This window comes from uncultured Shimia sp. (genome assembly GCF_947498095.1).
Taxonomy (GTDB): domain Bacteria; phylum Pseudomonadota; class Alphaproteobacteria; order Rhodobacterales; family Rhodobacteraceae; genus Shimia.
Map to the genome: position 1 here is coordinate 200,792 of NZ_CANMJE010000003.1, position 13,581 is coordinate 214,372.

Below are 13,581 nucleotides of genomic sequence, written 5' to 3' on the forward strand. Positions count from 1 at the left end.
TAACAAAATCAAGTTCAACAAGGAGAGTGAGAGAATGAAAACCATCATGAAAACACTAAGCGTTGCTGCGCTGGGGCTAGCCGCCTCGATCGCGCAAGCGGCGGATGATGTGACACTGCAGTTGAAGTGGGTCACCCAAGCCCAGTTTGCTGGCTACTATGTAGCTTTGGACAAAGGCTTTTATGCTGATGAGGGGCTGAACGTTACCATCAAGCCGGGCGGTCCGGATATCGCACCCGCTCAGGTTATCGCTGGTGGCGGCGCTGATGTGGTTCTGGATTGGATGCCATCGGCTCTCGCAAGCCGTGAAAAAGGTTTGGCGCTGGTTAACATTGCGCAACCGTTCAAGTCTTCGGGCATGATGCTGACCTGCCGCAAGGACGCGGGCGTCTCCTCACCTGAGGATTTCGCGGGCAAGACTCTGGGCGTCTGGTTCTTCGGCAACGAATACCCATTCCTCAGCTGGATGAGCAAGCTCGGCCTTGCGACAGACGGCTCTGATGGCGGTGTGACCGTTCTGAAGCAGGGCTTTAACGTTGACCCGATCCTGCAAGGGCAGGCGGCCTGTGTGTCGACCATGACCTATAACGAATACTGGCAGATCATCGACGCGGGCCTGAGCGCAGATGACCTTGTGGTGTTCAAGTACGAAGATCAGGGCGTGGCCACACTCGAAGACGGTATGTACGTGCTGGAAGAGAACCTCGCTGATCCTGCGTTCGAAGACAAAATGGTTCGTTTCGTGCGTGCATCGATGAAGGGCTGGAAGTGGGCCGAAGAAAACCCAGATGACGCCGCTATGGTCGTTCTCGACAACGACGCCTCGGGCGCACAGACCGAAGAGCACCAGAAGCGCATGATGGGCGAGATCGCCAAGCTGACCGCTGGGTCGAACGGTGCCTTGGATCCTGCAGACTATGAGCGGACGGTTGAGAGCCTGATGTCGGGTGGGTCTGATCCGGTCATCACTGCCAAGCCCGAGGGTGCATGGACTCATGCGATCACGGACAAAGCTTTGAACTAAGCCAGTTTGACATTTACTGCACGAAAGGGCCGGGATCATCCGGCCCTTTTATTGTTGGATTGTGGGTAATTTGGACAGCTTGACCGACCTACGGTCAGCGTCGTAGCGCGGTTAGAAGATATCTTGGCAAACGCAGCAAAACGCGGCGAGCCAGCTCGGGATACTCGATTTCACCGGCCAACAAGCGCATATATTGTAGTCTGACTGTTCCGGAACGCCGAAAAGAGCGGGACAGTGTACTTTGCCAACGCGGCGCAAAAACGATGCGGCGAAGTGTTCGTGCGATACGCAAATTGCGGTGGATGGTTTTCAACTGTTCTTTGTAGAGCGGCAATGCGTCGTCGGGTGTGTCGCGCGCCAAAGCCTCAAGTGCCGCCTTTGCCGCCAGTTGACCGCTTTTCATGGCAAAGGCAATGCCCTCTCCGGTGATCGGATCAACCAGCCCTGCGGCATCTCCGGCTAAGAGGATGTTGCCGCGTCCAGGCGTGGTACGAAAGTCACCGAACGGTAGGTAATGACCCTTGATCCGGTTTGCATCAGAGGTAAGCCCAAGCCGGTCGAGATAAGCTGCGAATTTAGCCTTCATGTCGGTGTTTTCTGCGTGTAGCCCCCCTATGCCAATGGTGGTTGATCCCACTTTAGGGAAGGCCCAACCATAGCCCCAATCCGCCGCACCGAAATCAATGCGCAAGGGGTGCAGATCGGGGGAGCGGTCTTCTGATTTGGCCTCGATTTCTAATCCGAAACCGATTGTGTCCTTATCAAAAGGGGTTCCAAAAAGATGGCGTGCGACAATGGAGTTCACCCCATCAGCCCCAATCAAAATACGCCCTTCGATAACAGTGCCATTCCTGAAATGAACAGCGTTTGAGGCGACCTCAGAGATGGCCTGTCCACTAAAGTCTTGGGCACCGGCAGCGATCGTTTGAGAAAACAGCTGGTTGTCCAGATTAAGCCGCATGGTCAAATGTAACGGCGGCACATCTGTCACGCGCGCCAGCCTCGTGCCGTCTTGCCAGAACTCGATGTTCTTACGACTGACGATGCGTGAAAAATCCAATTCCTGATCGAAGATCTCGCGATAGTATCTGTGGCTGCGTTCTGTAAACAGCCCTCCGCAAAGCTTGTCACGCGGAAAAGACGCCTTGTCCACCAGTGCAACACTGGCCCCATGTCGCGCTGCCCAGCAAGCCGCGGCACTGCCCGCAGGGCCTGCACCGATCACGATGATGTCGAATGGCTGCATGAGGCACTCCAAGGATTCACGTGGTTCTACCAGCTTTCCCATACCGGTCCAGAGAGCTAGGGTGTTAGATAGCAAGAAAAGGACAGGTCATGACCGAAGATACTCCTCCGCAAGGCTCTGCGACGCTTCGCACTGTCGCGATGCCAGCAGATGTGAATGTGAACGGCGACATTTTCGGCGGTTGGGTGTTGGCACAGATGGACGTTGCGAGCGGAATTATCGCGGCAGAACGGGCTGGCGGACGAGTCACCACTGTTGCGGTGGATGCCATGAAGTTTATCCGTCCGGTTGGTGTCGGTGATATTTTGGGTGTCTGGGCCTGGGTTGAACGGGTCGGGCGCAGTTCAATGGCGATCAAGATTGAAGCCTGGGCCATTCGCTACCGCAAGGGCGTCTCGGAAAAGGTCACCGAGGGGCTTTTTACTTATGTTGCGATTGACGAAGACGGGAAGCCGCGCCCGGTTCCCGACCTACCAGACGCCCCATAAAGAAAGGCCGGCGAGAGTGCGCCGGCCTAAGCTTTTGTGTCTCAAAGCCTTAGCGCAGGCCTTCGTTGATGCTTTTCAGAACCTTCGATCCCGGGCAAAGCTCGTCCTTACCCAGCTCATTCAATGGCCGTGTGGCCAATTCAAGCTTGGTGTTGAGGTTTTGTGAGTTCGGGTCGAGGAACAGCAACCCGGTCAACACACGGTTCTCTGCGTTCGCCTGCTGAATTGTATTCAGCGCGGTCTGGCGGTTGTCAGTTTCATGGCCAGATATGGCTTTTTTCAGATGAATGGCTGACCCGTCGTGCAGCGTGACGCTCTTGGAAGTCCCCTCGTCATACTGCGCCTTGATCTCTTCGCGCATCGGGACGAAATCCAGCGGCATCATGTCGAGATGTGCACGGGTTTCTTCGTAACTCTTGGTCGAGCCCGAGTGGTTGTTGAAAGTGACACAAGGGCTGACCACGTCTATGAACGCAAACCCGTTGTGCGCCATTGCAGCACGGATCAAGGGAACCAGCTGTTCCTTATCGCCCGAAAAGCTGCGTGCCACAAAGCTGGCGCCTTGAAGGATGGCGAGGCTTGCCAGATCGATGCCATCAAAGCCGTTCACATCGCCATACTTGCTGACAGACCCTAGGTCCGCCGTGGCGCTGTCTTGGCCCTTGGTCAGGCCATAACAGCCGTTGTTGGCAACGATATACGTCATGTTGACGTTTCGACGAACCAGATGAACGAATTGCCCCATGCCAATAGATGCCGTGTCGCCATCGCCCGAAACGCCGATATAGGTCAGGTCGCGGTTGGCAAGGCTGGCACCGGTCGCCACCGACGGCATCCGGCCATGTACCGAGTTGAAGCCGTGGCTTTTGCCAAGGAAGTAGGTTGGCATTTTCGACGAACAGCCGATGCCCGAAACCTTGGCAATGCGGTGTGGCGGCAGTGAGGATTCAAAACAGGCGGAGCGGATCGACGCTGAGATCGAATCATGGCCGCAGCCTGCACAGAGCGTCGAGATCGCCCCGTCATAATCCGCAACCGTGAACCCCAGCCGGTTGGTGGGCAAGCGGGGGTGGCGGAACTTGGGCTTTACATAAGACATCAGGCGGTCTCCTTGTGCAGCGGCACGACCTTGGCGCTCTTGGTATCGAGGCCCTGTCGGATCTGGTTGGCGATGTCGCGCGCAGTGATCGGCGTGCCTGAATAGTTCAGTACCGATGTCAGCTTGGTCGGCGCGATCTGACATTCGTTCATGATCAACTGGCGCATTTGCCCATCGCGGTTCTGTTCGATCACGAAAACCACGTCGTGGTCGTGAATGAACTGATCCAGATCGGTGTGGAACGGGAAGGCTCGGATGCGCATGGTGTCGATTGGATAGCCTTCTTTCGCCAGCATCTCGACCGCCTCATAGGCAGGCGACGCAGACGTGCCAAAGAACAGCGCACCCAGCTTGAGCTTGGTCTTGGGTTTCTTTACCTCGATTGGCGGGTGCGTTTTGGGCTCCGGTACCAGCTTCTTGGCGGTGTCGAACTTGCGCAAAAGGCGGTCAACGTTCTGCACGTAATCCTCGCCGCTCTCGGAATAGACCGCCATTTCGTTCTTGGACGAGCCACGGGTGAAAAAGGCACCTTTGTCAGGGTGTGTGCCAGGCAGGGTGCGATAACAGATACCGTCGCCGTCCACGTCTAGGTAGCGGCCCCAGGTTTCGACGTTGTCCAACCCTTCGGCATCCAGCACCTTGCCGCGATCCATTTCATAGTCGTCGTCCCACTCCAAAGGCGGCGACATCCAGTCGTTCATGCCAAGGTCGAGGTCCGACATCATGATGACGGGCGTTTGCAAGCGCTCTGAGAGGTCAAAGGCCTGAACCGTCATCTCAAAACATTCCTGCGGCGTGGCCGGGAACAACAGTACCTGCTTGGTGTCGCCGTGGCTGGCATAAGCCGAGGCCAGAACGTCAGACTGTTGGCTGCGTGTTGGCATGCCTGTGGATGGACCAGAACGCTGCACGTTGATCAGCACAACCGGAATTTCGGCAAAATAGGCAAGGCCAAGGAATTCGCTCATCAGCGATACGCCGGGGCCGGAAGTTGCGGTAAAGGCGCGGGCTCCGTTCCAGCTGGCGCCGACGACCATGCCCATTGCGGCCAACTCGTCTTCGGCCTGCACGATGGCATAGTTCTTTTTACCGCTGCCCGCGTCGATACGAAGACGTTTTGCGTATTTTGCAAAGGCATCCACAACGCTGGTAGAAGGCGTGATCGGATACCAAGCAGCCACGGTCGCACCGCCATAAATAGCACCCAACGCGGCGGCTGTGTTGCCGTTCATCAGGATGTGCGGTGTTTCAAGAATGTGCGGTGCGACGTTGCCACCTTTTTCCAACCGGATCGGTAGCGGGCATTGGTAGTTTTCGGTCGCGTACTGATAGCCCATTTCCAACGCATGAACATTTGAGGAAATCAACTTTTCCTTGCCTTTGAACTGATCGTTCAAAAGCCCTTTGAGTACGGCGAAGTCGATGTCTAACAAAGCTGCCAAAGCGCCAACATACACCACGTTCTTGAGCAATTGCTGCAAGCGCGGAACCGGGAACTCTTTCATGCACATTTCGGTTAATGGGATACCGATAATCGTGATGTCATCGCGCTTGAGATGCGAAGCCAGAGGCTTGGTCGAGTCATAAAGGAAATACCCGCCCGGTTCGACGCTTGCGATGTCTTTCTCCATGCTCTGCGGGTTGACGCAGACCATCAGATCTACACCACCGCGACGGCCCAGGTACCCGTTCTTGCTGACCCGTACTTCGTACCAGGTGGGCAGGCCCTGAATGTTGGATGGAAAGATGTTGCGCGGGCTGACAGGGATGCCCATGCGAAAAATCGACTTGGCAAACAGGTGGTTCGCCGAGGCCGAACCGGTGCCATTCACGTTGGCGAATTTGACGACAAAGTCGTTGATACCCTTGATCTGTTTCATTCTGCGGCCTCCACCAGCAGGTCAGGCGTGGCTTTTGCCATCGTGTAGAAGAATTTCTGCATGTCCCAAGCGGCTGTCGGGCAGCGTTCCGCGCAAAGACCGCAATGCAGGCACACGTCCTCGTCTTTGACCATCACTTTGCCGGTCGGCAGTGTGTCAGACACGTAGAGGTCCTGTTCAGGGTTTTCCGCGGGAACCAAGAGTCGCGCCCGCAGATCGTCTTCGTCGCCATTTTCAATAAAGCTGATGCAGCTGGTTGGGCAAATGTCGGTACAGGCATCACACTCGATGCAGGTGCTTTCGGTAAACACCGTTTGCGCGTCACAGTTCAGGCAGCGTTCAGCCTGAACAAAAGCTGTGTCAGCGTCAAAGCCCAACTCAACTTCAAGCGTTTTGCTCTTCAGCGCTTCTTTGAGATCAACCAACGGAACTGCTTCGCGTTTGTCAGTCACCGGGATGCTGTCATAGCTCCACTCGTGAATGCCCATTTTCTGGCTGACGAGAGTGTGGTGCGGCGCGGGTCGGTCGACTTCGGGGTTCTTTCCGTTGCAATACATGTCAATTGACACGGCGGCCTTGTGACCATGGGCGACGGCAGTGATGATATTGGCCGGGCCAAAAGCCGAGTCGCCACCAAAAAACACTTCTTTACGGGTGGATTGGAAGGTCTCGTCATCGTTGATGATCGGGGTGCCCCAGCTGGTGAAACGCACGCCGGTCGATTTCTCGATCCAGGGGAAAGCGTTTTCCTGACCGATGGCGATAAGAACATCGTCGCAGTCGACATGGACCAGATCCTCGCCGGTTGGCACCAGCCTGCGCTTGCCTTCTTCGTCATAGACGGCCTTGACCTTTTCGAAGGTCATGCCGACCAGTTTGCCCTTTTTCACCACGAATTCTTTGGGCACGTGATTGTCGAGGATCGGGATGCCTTCGTGAATGGTGTCTTCTTTTTCCCAAGGGGAGGCTTTCATGTCCTCGAACGGCGAGCGCACGATGACTTTGACGTCTTCGCCACCCAGACGGCGCGAGGTGCGGCAACAATCCATGGCGGTGTTGCCCCCGCCCAACACGATGACGCGCTTGCCGATTTTTTTGGTGTGTTCAAAAGCCACGCTCGAAAGCCAGTCGATCCCCAGATGGATGTTGGCATCCGCTTCTTTTCGGCCCGGCAGGCTGGGCAGGTCACGCCCGCGCGGCGCGCCGCAGCCGACGAAGACGGCGTCGTAGTTCTTATCGAGGATGCTTTGCAGGCTGTCCACATAGGTGTTGAAGGTGGTGTGGATGCCCATGTTGAGCACGTAGTCCACCTCTTCATCCAACACCTCGTCGGGCAGACGGAACGCCGGGATCTGGCTGCGCATAAAGCCGCCAGCCTTGGCGTGCTCATCGTAGAGATGCAGCTCATAACCCAAGGGGGCCAGGTCGCGCGCCACGGTCAGCGAGGCCGGGCCACCACCAATCAGGGCAATCCTTTTGCCATTCTTCGGGCCAGCCTGTGGGATCAGATGCTTGACGTCATCCTTAAAGTCCGCGGCCACACGCTTCAGGCGGCAGATCGCGACCGGCTCTTCCTCGACCCGACCACGTCGGCAGGCGGGCTCGCAGGGGCGGTCACAAGTGCGGCCCAGGACACCGGGGAACACGTTGCTCTCCCAATTGATCATATAGGCGTCAGTATAGCGTTCCTGGGCGATGAGGCGGATGTATTCGGGCACCGGCGTATGCGCAGGGCAGGCGAATTGGCAATCCACGACCTTGTGAAAATACTCGGGATCTGCGGTGTTGGTCGGTTTCATGTCGCCTCCTTCATCGGCGAAATTCCAGCGTGTACGACGGTATACTCAACGTTTCAACGGAACTGTGCCCGTGTAAAGCGAGAATTGAAGTCAAAGAGGTCCTGTCGCGTTTTTTTGGTTAATCGTCGCTTTAGGGCCATAAGTGCCCCTAGACGCGCCCGCATTGTCCTAAGTCAAAAAAGGCTCGTTTTGTACATGTGTCAGGGGCGATTTTGTGCGTTTTGTAGAATTATCCGGGGCGGATTTGTTCAGACCTGGTTAAGATTTTCGCGGCGAGAGCATGACCGCGATCCCTGTGGTGATCCCCCCGGCCAAACTGGCCCCGGTGGCGATCCAGCCGAAGTACCACATCCGCCCAGCCAGCGCGTCCTCGGCATAAGAGGCAGCAAATTGCGTCTGGCCATATTTGGCAAAGGTCAGGGCCACAGCGGTGGCGAGGACAAAGCCAAAGAGGCCCGAGAGTGGGCGCGAGGTGCGGATGGCCAGCGCGGCGAGGATGAGGCCGATGGGAGTGCCGATCAGCAGGGACTTTTGCGACCACCACGGATGCGCACCAAGCGGTCTGGCGGCGTCGATGAACACCACAACGCCCATGACAAGAGCCCCAAGTGTAAGGACAGGAATGATACGCATGAGGTCTCCGATCTGGTCTGTTGACCAAGATGTGGACACCCCGTCGAAAAGGCCAGACCTGTTTCACAGTGATGGCGGGGATGTGAATTCTGCGAGAACCTTGGGGATGGCGCGTGACAAGACGGTTCCCGGCCGTTAGGCAAGGGGTATGAAACAAGTTCCCAAAGAAACCACCGATGACGCCCTCATTCAGGAATTTCTGAACAAGGGCGGCGAAATCACCAAGGGCGAAACCAAACCGCCCAAGCCCGAACTGGGCCTGAGCAAGAACGCCTGGAACGCCAAGCTGACCAAGGAAGAAAAAGCCGCCCGCGACGGGAAGTGATTTTCCGACAGCTGAGCCGGGGACGCCCGACCGAGGGTGGGCGACGTGGCGGCTATGGCTTGGTGGTTTATGGTGCCAAAGGCATCCGACGGTTTTGTGGAGGCTGACGGTGCAAAATTGCCCACCCTTGTGGGGCGGTCGGGCGATGCCAAGCGGCGAGCAAAGCGCGCTTTTTTTTCAGGCAAACAGTGAGGATTAGTCGAAGATCGCTAAGTCATTCAAACAAGTGGGCGCGCGATGACCATTCAAACTGTTTTCGACGCGAAATTTCTGAATCATTAGTAATTTTTTGACTGCTCTTTGTTCAGCGACCCAAGAGGGGCGAAAAAAGCTGTTTTCGATGTATTTGAGGCCAAGATTTAGCCAAAAATTGGGATTTTGAGAGTGTTCGTCCGTAATGCTGTTTAGAAACTTGGCACATTCACCGTGGCCGATGGTGGTAACAGTTGAAAGAAGTACAAAGTTGGAGCCGCCAAGGTTGCCGCAAAAAGCAAAGACACTACCCCATTCTTTGTCAGCGTCTGGCAGGATCGGTTCCTCAGTTACGGTAAATTCGGGGTTGAAAGCCCCAGTGAAGGCGAATGGCAACGGTTCCGCGTGTAATGCGGATACATGTTTGATCATAGAAAAGTCATTTTCGTTCAACGCGGTGTCAACTACAGCTTTGGCCTTGGCTAGCTCTGCCCCGGCAGCCTTCGCATTGCCGATAAGTTCTTCGTAGCCGCTGTCTCCAAGCCTCCTTTTGAAACCCTTTTGAACTGCGTCTTCAGTCCACATTCGGATTTGAGCAAGCTTGGTGAAGTACTCGCGTGAGATACTCCTTAACGTCAAAAGTGCAACAGTTCTGTCGCCGAAACTTTTGTAATCATCTTCAACATCGGCGAATAATTCGCTGTCATGTTTCTTACAGTAACCCGGAAACGTAGAAGCTTGCGAGTGCCCGATTTTTCTAAAGTCCCAATCGACCTTTTTAGGTGTGAACTTTGGCTGAATGGACATCACGTGTCCATTCTCGGCAATTTCTTTCAGAGCGCCAGATTTCTGCAGGGAGTGGGATTTGATGGGGGGATTTTTACATCCGACCCCATCTTGTGAAACGTACATGCATCTGCATACGGGTTTTTTAAACTTGGCAATTCGTTTTTGAAGCGCCGAAAAGTCCATTACCGCGTAAACTTCTTATGCTTCAACCGCTTGGGCTCAAGAGCATCTGCCCCCAGTCGACGTTTCTTGTCTTCTTCGTAGTCCTCAAAGTTGCCTTCGAACCATTCCACGTGGGCTTCGCCTTCGAAGGCGAGGATGTGGGTGCAGATGCGGTCAAGGAAGAAGCGGTCGTGGCTGATGACCACGGCGCAGCCCGCAAAGTCGACGAGGGCGTCTTCCAGCGCGCGCAGGGTTTCGACGTCGAGGTCGTTGGTCGGTTCGTCGAGCAAGAGGACGTTGCCGCCCTCTTTCAAGAGACGCGCCATGTGGACGCGGTTGCGTTCACCGCCTGATAAGAGGTTCAGCGGTTTTTGCTGATCGCCGCCTTTGAAGTTGAAGGACGAGCAATAGGCGCGGGAATTGACCTGCGCGTCGCCAAGCTCGATGATTTCCGCCCCGCCCGAGATCGACTCCCACACGGTGTCTTTGTCGTTGAGATCGTCGCGCGACTGGTCGACGTAGGACAGTTTGACGGTGTCGCCGTATTCAACCGTGCCTTCGTCGGGCTGTTCCTGACCGGTCAGCATGCGGAACAGGGTGGATTTACCCGCGCCGTTGGGGCCGATCACGCCGACGATGCCGCCGGGGGGCAGCGAAAACTCGAGGTTCTCGATCAACTGCTTGTCGCCGTAGTGTTTCGAGATGCCATTCACCTCGATCACCTTAGCGCCAAGCCGTGGACCGTTCGGAATGACGATCTGGGCACGGGCCAGTTTTTCGCGTTCGGACTGATTGGCGAGGTCATTATAGGCGTTGATCCGGGCCTTGGATTTGGCCTGACGGGCCTTGGCGCCCTGACGCATCCATTCCAGCTCGCGTTCCAGCGTTTTCTGCTTGGATTTGTCCTCGCGCGCCTCCTGTTCCAGACGTTTGGCTTTCTGCTCCAGCCATGCGGAATAATTGCCCTCGTAGGGAATGCCCTTGCCGCGGTCGAGTTCGAGAATCCAGCCGGTGATGTCATCCAGGAAATAGCGGTCGTGGGTGACGATCAGGATGGTGCCCTTGTAGTCGATCAGGTGCTGTTGCAGCCATGCGATGGTTTCCGCGTCGAGGTGGTTGGTCGGTTCGTCCAACAGCAGCATCTCGGGCGCTTCCAAGAGCAGTTTGCACAGGGCAACCCGGCGTTTCTCGCCACCTGAGAGATTGGCAATTTCGGCGTCATCGGGGGGGCAGCGCAGGGCCTCCATCGAGACGTCGATCTGGCTGTCGAGATCCCAGAGGTTCTCGGCGTCGATCTGGTCCTGCAGCGCGGCCATTTCCTCGGCGGTTTCATCGGAATAGTTCATGGCGAGATCGTTATAGCGATCAAGGATGGCCTTTTTACCCGCCACACCCAGCATGACGTTTTCGCGCACGCTGAGGCTCTCGTCCAGCTGTGGTTCCTGCGGCAGATAGCCAACCTTGGCCCCCTCGGCGACCCATGCCTCACCGGTGTAGTCCTTGTCGAGACCGGCCATGATCTTCATCAGCGTCGATTTACCGGCGCCGTTGACGCCGACCACACCGATTTTCACGCCGGGCAGAAAGCTGAGATGGATGTTCTCAAAGCATTTCTTACCGCCGGGATAGGTCTTGGAGACCCCCTGCATGTGATAGACGTATTGATAAGCGGCCATGATGCGCGACTCCGGTATGGGAATATTTGTGTTGCGAGATGTGATAGCGAAAGGCGGGCAGGGGGGCAATGAGCGTTCTGTCCGGCGTCATAGGCCCTGATGCGGATTTCGAACATGTGATTTTGTATGGCTGGTTGGGGGCAGTAGTCTTGTATCATGATGAGACTGACACAGCTTGTGATCGTGGCCCTAGCGTTGGCTTGGCCGGGGGGGAGCCTACTGGCAGAAACCGTGCCGCCGCCGCGAGACATAGGGTGCATTGAGATCAAGGATCTTGAGCCTGACTACACCGCACGCGAGCTGGCGGGCGCAGTGCGATCCTGTGTCGAAGCCGAACGCCATGGGGCTGCAGTGGGATTGTTCCTTGCCTACAACAGTACAGCAATGTTTGATCAGCAAAGAGTGCGGGACGAAACAGCACATGTCGTCGTCCAAGAGCTGAATGGTTGGATATTCTCGGGCTATTCGCGCGCGCAGATCGACGCTTTGAAACACTATGTCACCCTGTTCCGCAGCGGCGAGGGCGACTATTTCGAAACAGTCTGCAAAGGCCTGAGAGATGCGGATCCGCCGGACTATCGCCCCTCTTACATGATCGTGCGGGGCCAGATGCCGAGAAAACACGCTGAGGATTGGGCGGTTGAAGGCTTTGACCCGCAAGAGGCATGGAACGTGGCTGTCTCCGGGATCAACGGATGCCCGGCGTTCTGAACGCGATTTTCTTTCTGCATTCCTTTGACAAGATTGACTTTTCCGTCCTGCGCGTCAGAAAGTGAACGACACAAGGGACAAAATGACAATGCTGCCAACGCCAAATCATGTTGGGCAAAGCCAAACCATCGGCCTGCTGGGCGGTTCTTTTGATCCGCCTCATGGGGGCCATGTGCATATCAGCCGGGAAGCGCTCAAGCGGTTTGGGTTGGATCGGGTGTGGTGGTTGGTGTCTCCGGGCAATCCTTTGAAACAGCGAGGACCTGCAAAACTAGAGCGGCGGATGGCGGCGGCGAGACAACTTTTGGCGCATCCGCGCATTCATGTGAGTGATTTTGAGGCGCGCGCTGGGACGCGGTATACGGCCGAGACGATTGCGGCGCTGCAGGCGGCTTACCCACGGGCACGGTTCGTGTGGTTAATGGGGGCGGATAACCTCGCGCAATTTCATTTGTGGAAGGACTGGCAAGAGATTGTCGCGCGGGTGCCGATTGGAGTTTTGGCACGGCCCGGGGAGCGGGTTGAGGGGCGCACGGCAAAAGCGGCGCAGGTGTTCCGGCATGCGCGGTTGCATCCGCGGGCCAGTCATTTGCTTGGGGCCAGTGAGGCGCCTGCGTGGTGTTTTGTGAATGTACCGATGCGGGATATTTCTTCAACCCGGATCAGGGCCGAGGGGCGTTGGCCCAAGGGCTAACGGCGCTGTTGGCCTAGCGTGGCGGACGCGATGCCAGCGCCGATGATCAAGACCAACCCAAGGATGGCTATGAGATCGGGCAGCTCGCCAAAAACCGCCCAACCCAGGGCGATCGCGGCAAAGAGTTGCAAATACACGAACGGTGCCAGCGAGGATGCGGGCGAGCGGGCATAGGCAAAGAGCAACAGAAAGTTGCCAGCCATTGAGAATATCGCGCTGAGCACGGTAAGGCTTGCAACCTCTGTGGTGAGTGTCGGGGTTGAGGTCCAGCAAAACGGCGTCAACATGATGAAGCTCAGCGTCAATTGGGTGAACAGCAGACTGCCAGGACTTGCAATCGCTGAGAGCCACCGCGAGGACGTGAGGTACGCCCCATAGCACAAGCCCGCGATGACCGCATAGATCAGCCCGGGTGTCATGTCGAAGCCGGGGCGTACCACCAACAGGACACCAAAAAAGCCTAGGGCAATCAGCGCGTTGCGTGCCGGATTGACTTGTTCGCCGAGAAAGATGATGGACAGCACGTAGCTAAAGATCGGGCCGATAAAGAAGGCAGCAAAGACATCTGCCAACGGGGCCGTTCTCAACGCAATCTGGATCGACGTGATCCCGCCGGTCAGCAGCAAGGCGCGTAGCCAAATGCGCCAGTCTTTGAACAAACGCAGCGTTTCCGGCCGCAGCAAAGGCAACGCGATCAGCGCTCCGATGCCGAACCGTGACCAGGCCACGAATGCCGGGCTGGCCTCGTGCAATGAGGTCAAGAGCTTGCCAGCCGTGTCACCCGCAGGGATCATCGACATCGCGATCAGCATGATGAAAAGAGCCTGCCACATGCGAGTGCTTTAGCATGGCGGTTGTTGAAA

General features: G+C 56.4%; 13 protein-coding genes. 5 read left to right on the forward strand and 8 right to left on the reverse strand.

What is annotated here, in order from left to right:
- Positions 1 to 34 precede the first annotated feature (34 nt).
- On the forward strand, positions 35 to 1,024 hold the full coding sequence (locus tag Q0932_RS07270) for an ABC transporter substrate-binding protein (protein ID WP_299350927.1): 990 nt from the start codon (positions 35 to 37) through the stop codon (positions 1,022 to 1,024).
- A gap of 94 nt (positions 1,025 to 1,118) precedes the next feature.
- On the opposite strand, the gene Q0932_RS07275 is transcribed toward Q0932_RS07270, so the two are convergent.
- Positions 1,119 to 2,270, reverse strand: coding sequence for a geranylgeranyl reductase family protein (locus tag Q0932_RS07275; protein ID WP_299350929.1), 1,152 nt, complete (start codon positions 2,268 to 2,270; stop codon positions 1,119 to 1,121).
- Positions 2,271 to 2,359: 89 nt separating this feature from the next.
- Between Q0932_RS07275 and Q0932_RS07280 the strand changes: the two genes are divergently transcribed.
- The gene (locus tag Q0932_RS07280; protein WP_299350931.1) at positions 2,360 to 2,758 is read left to right on the forward strand and encodes an acyl-CoA thioesterase; all 399 of its coding nucleotides are present in this window, start codon (positions 2,360 to 2,362) and stop codon (positions 2,756 to 2,758) included.
- 49 nt (positions 2,759 to 2,807) lie between these two features.
- Here Q0932_RS07280 and Q0932_RS07285 read toward each other — a convergent pair whose 3' ends face one another.
- From Q0932_RS07285 to Q0932_RS07300, 4 genes are all read right to left on the reverse strand, one after another.
- Positions 2,808 to 3,857, reverse strand: a complete 1,050-nt coding sequence (locus Q0932_RS07285; protein ID WP_299350933.1) for a 2-oxoacid:ferredoxin oxidoreductase subunit beta — start codon at positions 3,855 to 3,857, stop codon at positions 2,808 to 2,810.
- On the reverse strand, positions 3,857 to 5,737 hold the full coding sequence (locus tag Q0932_RS07290) for a 2-oxoacid:acceptor oxidoreductase subunit alpha (protein WP_299350935.1): 1,881 nt from the start codon (positions 5,735 to 5,737) through the stop codon (positions 3,857 to 3,859). The genes Q0932_RS07285 and Q0932_RS07290 overlap by 1 nt, the downstream gene beginning before the upstream one ends.
- Complete coding sequence (locus Q0932_RS07295) at positions 5,734 to 7,536, reverse strand: FAD-dependent oxidoreductase (RefSeq protein WP_299350937.1); 1,803 nt, start codon at positions 7,534 to 7,536, stop codon at positions 5,734 to 5,736. The genes Q0932_RS07290 and Q0932_RS07295 overlap by 4 nt, the downstream gene beginning before the upstream one ends.
- A gap of 258 nt (positions 7,537 to 7,794) precedes the next feature.
- A complete protein-coding gene (locus Q0932_RS07300; protein WP_299350938.1) occupies positions 7,795 to 8,169 on the reverse strand; it encodes a hypothetical protein in 375 nt (124 codons plus the stop codon).
- A 148-nt stretch (positions 8,170 to 8,317) separates the two neighbouring features.
- Here Q0932_RS07300 and Q0932_RS07305 point away from each other — a divergent pair, with 148 nt between their 5' ends.
- Positions 8,318 to 8,494 carry a hypothetical protein gene (locus Q0932_RS07305; protein WP_299350940.1) on the forward strand — a complete coding sequence of 59 codons (177 nt, stop codon included), beginning with the start codon at positions 8,318 to 8,320 and terminating at the stop codon, positions 8,492 to 8,494.
- Positions 8,495 to 8,689: 195 nt separating this feature from the next.
- Here the strand turns inward: Q0932_RS07305 and Q0932_RS07310 are convergent, their stop codons facing one another.
- Positions 8,690 to 9,658 carry a hypothetical protein gene (locus Q0932_RS07310; protein ID WP_299350942.1) on the reverse strand — a complete coding sequence of 323 codons (969 nt, stop codon included), beginning with the start codon at positions 9,656 to 9,658 and terminating at the stop codon, positions 8,690 to 8,692.
- Complete coding sequence (gene ettA / locus Q0932_RS07315; RefSeq protein ID WP_299350943.1) at positions 9,658 to 11,313, reverse strand: energy-dependent translational throttle protein EttA; 1,656 nt, start codon at positions 11,311 to 11,313, stop codon at positions 9,658 to 9,660. The genes Q0932_RS07310 and ettA overlap by 1 nt, the downstream gene beginning before the upstream one ends.
- 156 nt (positions 11,314 to 11,469) lie before the next feature.
- Between ettA and Q0932_RS07320 the strand changes: the two genes are divergently transcribed.
- Together Q0932_RS07320 and Q0932_RS07325 are read left to right on the forward strand one after the other, a co-directional pair.
- The gene (locus Q0932_RS07320; RefSeq protein WP_299350945.1) at positions 11,470 to 12,024 is read left to right on the forward strand and encodes a hypothetical protein; all 555 of its coding nucleotides are present in this window, start codon (positions 11,470 to 11,472) and stop codon (positions 12,022 to 12,024) included.
- 82 nt (positions 12,025 to 12,106) lie between these two features.
- Positions 12,107 to 12,718: a nicotinate-nucleotide adenylyltransferase gene (locus Q0932_RS07325; RefSeq protein WP_299350947.1), complete on the forward strand. Its 612-nt coding sequence runs from the start codon at positions 12,107 to 12,109 to the stop codon at positions 12,716 to 12,718.
- On the opposite strand, the gene Q0932_RS07330 is transcribed toward Q0932_RS07325, so the two are convergent.
- A complete protein-coding gene (locus Q0932_RS07330; RefSeq protein ID WP_299350948.1) occupies positions 12,715 to 13,551 on the reverse strand; it encodes a DMT family transporter in 837 nt (278 codons plus the stop codon). The genes Q0932_RS07325 and Q0932_RS07330 overlap by 4 nt on opposite strands.
- Positions 13,552 to 13,581 lie beyond the last annotated feature (30 nt).

Coding starts and splice junctions, on each gene's coding strand:
- Q0932_RS07270 (WP_299350927.1), top strand. CDS start 35: ATGAAAACCATCATGAAAACACTAAGCGTTGCTGCGCTGGGGCTAGCC.
- Q0932_RS07275 (WP_299350929.1), bottom strand. CDS start 2,270: ATGCAGCCATTCGACATCATCGTGATCGGTGCAGGCCCTGCGGGCAGT.
- Q0932_RS07280 (WP_299350931.1), top strand. CDS start 2,360: ATGACCGAAGATACTCCTCCGCAAGGCTCTGCGACGCTTCGCACTGTC.
- Q0932_RS07285 (WP_299350933.1), bottom strand. CDS start 3,857: ATGTCTTATGTAAAGCCCAAGTTCCGCCACCCCCGCTTGCCCACCAAC.
- Q0932_RS07290 (WP_299350935.1), bottom strand. CDS start 5,737: ATGAAACAGATCAAGGGTATCAACGACTTTGTCGTCAAATTCGCCAAC.
- Q0932_RS07295 (WP_299350937.1), bottom strand. CDS start 7,536: ATGAAACCGACCAACACCGCAGATCCCGAGTATTTTCACAAGGTCGTG.
- Q0932_RS07300 (WP_299350938.1), bottom strand. CDS start 8,169: ATGCGTATCATTCCTGTCCTTACACTTGGGGCTCTTGTCATGGGCGTT.
- Q0932_RS07305 (WP_299350940.1), top strand. CDS start 8,318: ATGAAACAAGTTCCCAAAGAAACCACCGATGACGCCCTCATTCAGGAA.
- Q0932_RS07310 (WP_299350942.1), bottom strand. CDS start 9,658: ATGGACTTTTCGGCGCTTCAAAAACGAATTGCCAAGTTTAAAAAACCC.
- ettA (WP_299350943.1), bottom strand. CDS start 11,313: ATGGCCGCTTATCAATACGTCTATCACATGCAGGGGGTCTCCAAGACC.
- Q0932_RS07320 (WP_299350945.1), top strand. CDS start 11,470: ATGATGAGACTGACACAGCTTGTGATCGTGGCCCTAGCGTTGGCTTGG.
- Q0932_RS07325 (WP_299350947.1), top strand. CDS start 12,107: ATGACAATGCTGCCAACGCCAAATCATGTTGGGCAAAGCCAAACCATC.
- Q0932_RS07330 (WP_299350948.1), bottom strand. CDS start 13,551: ATGTGGCAGGCTCTTTTCATCATGCTGATCGCGATGTCGATGATCCCT.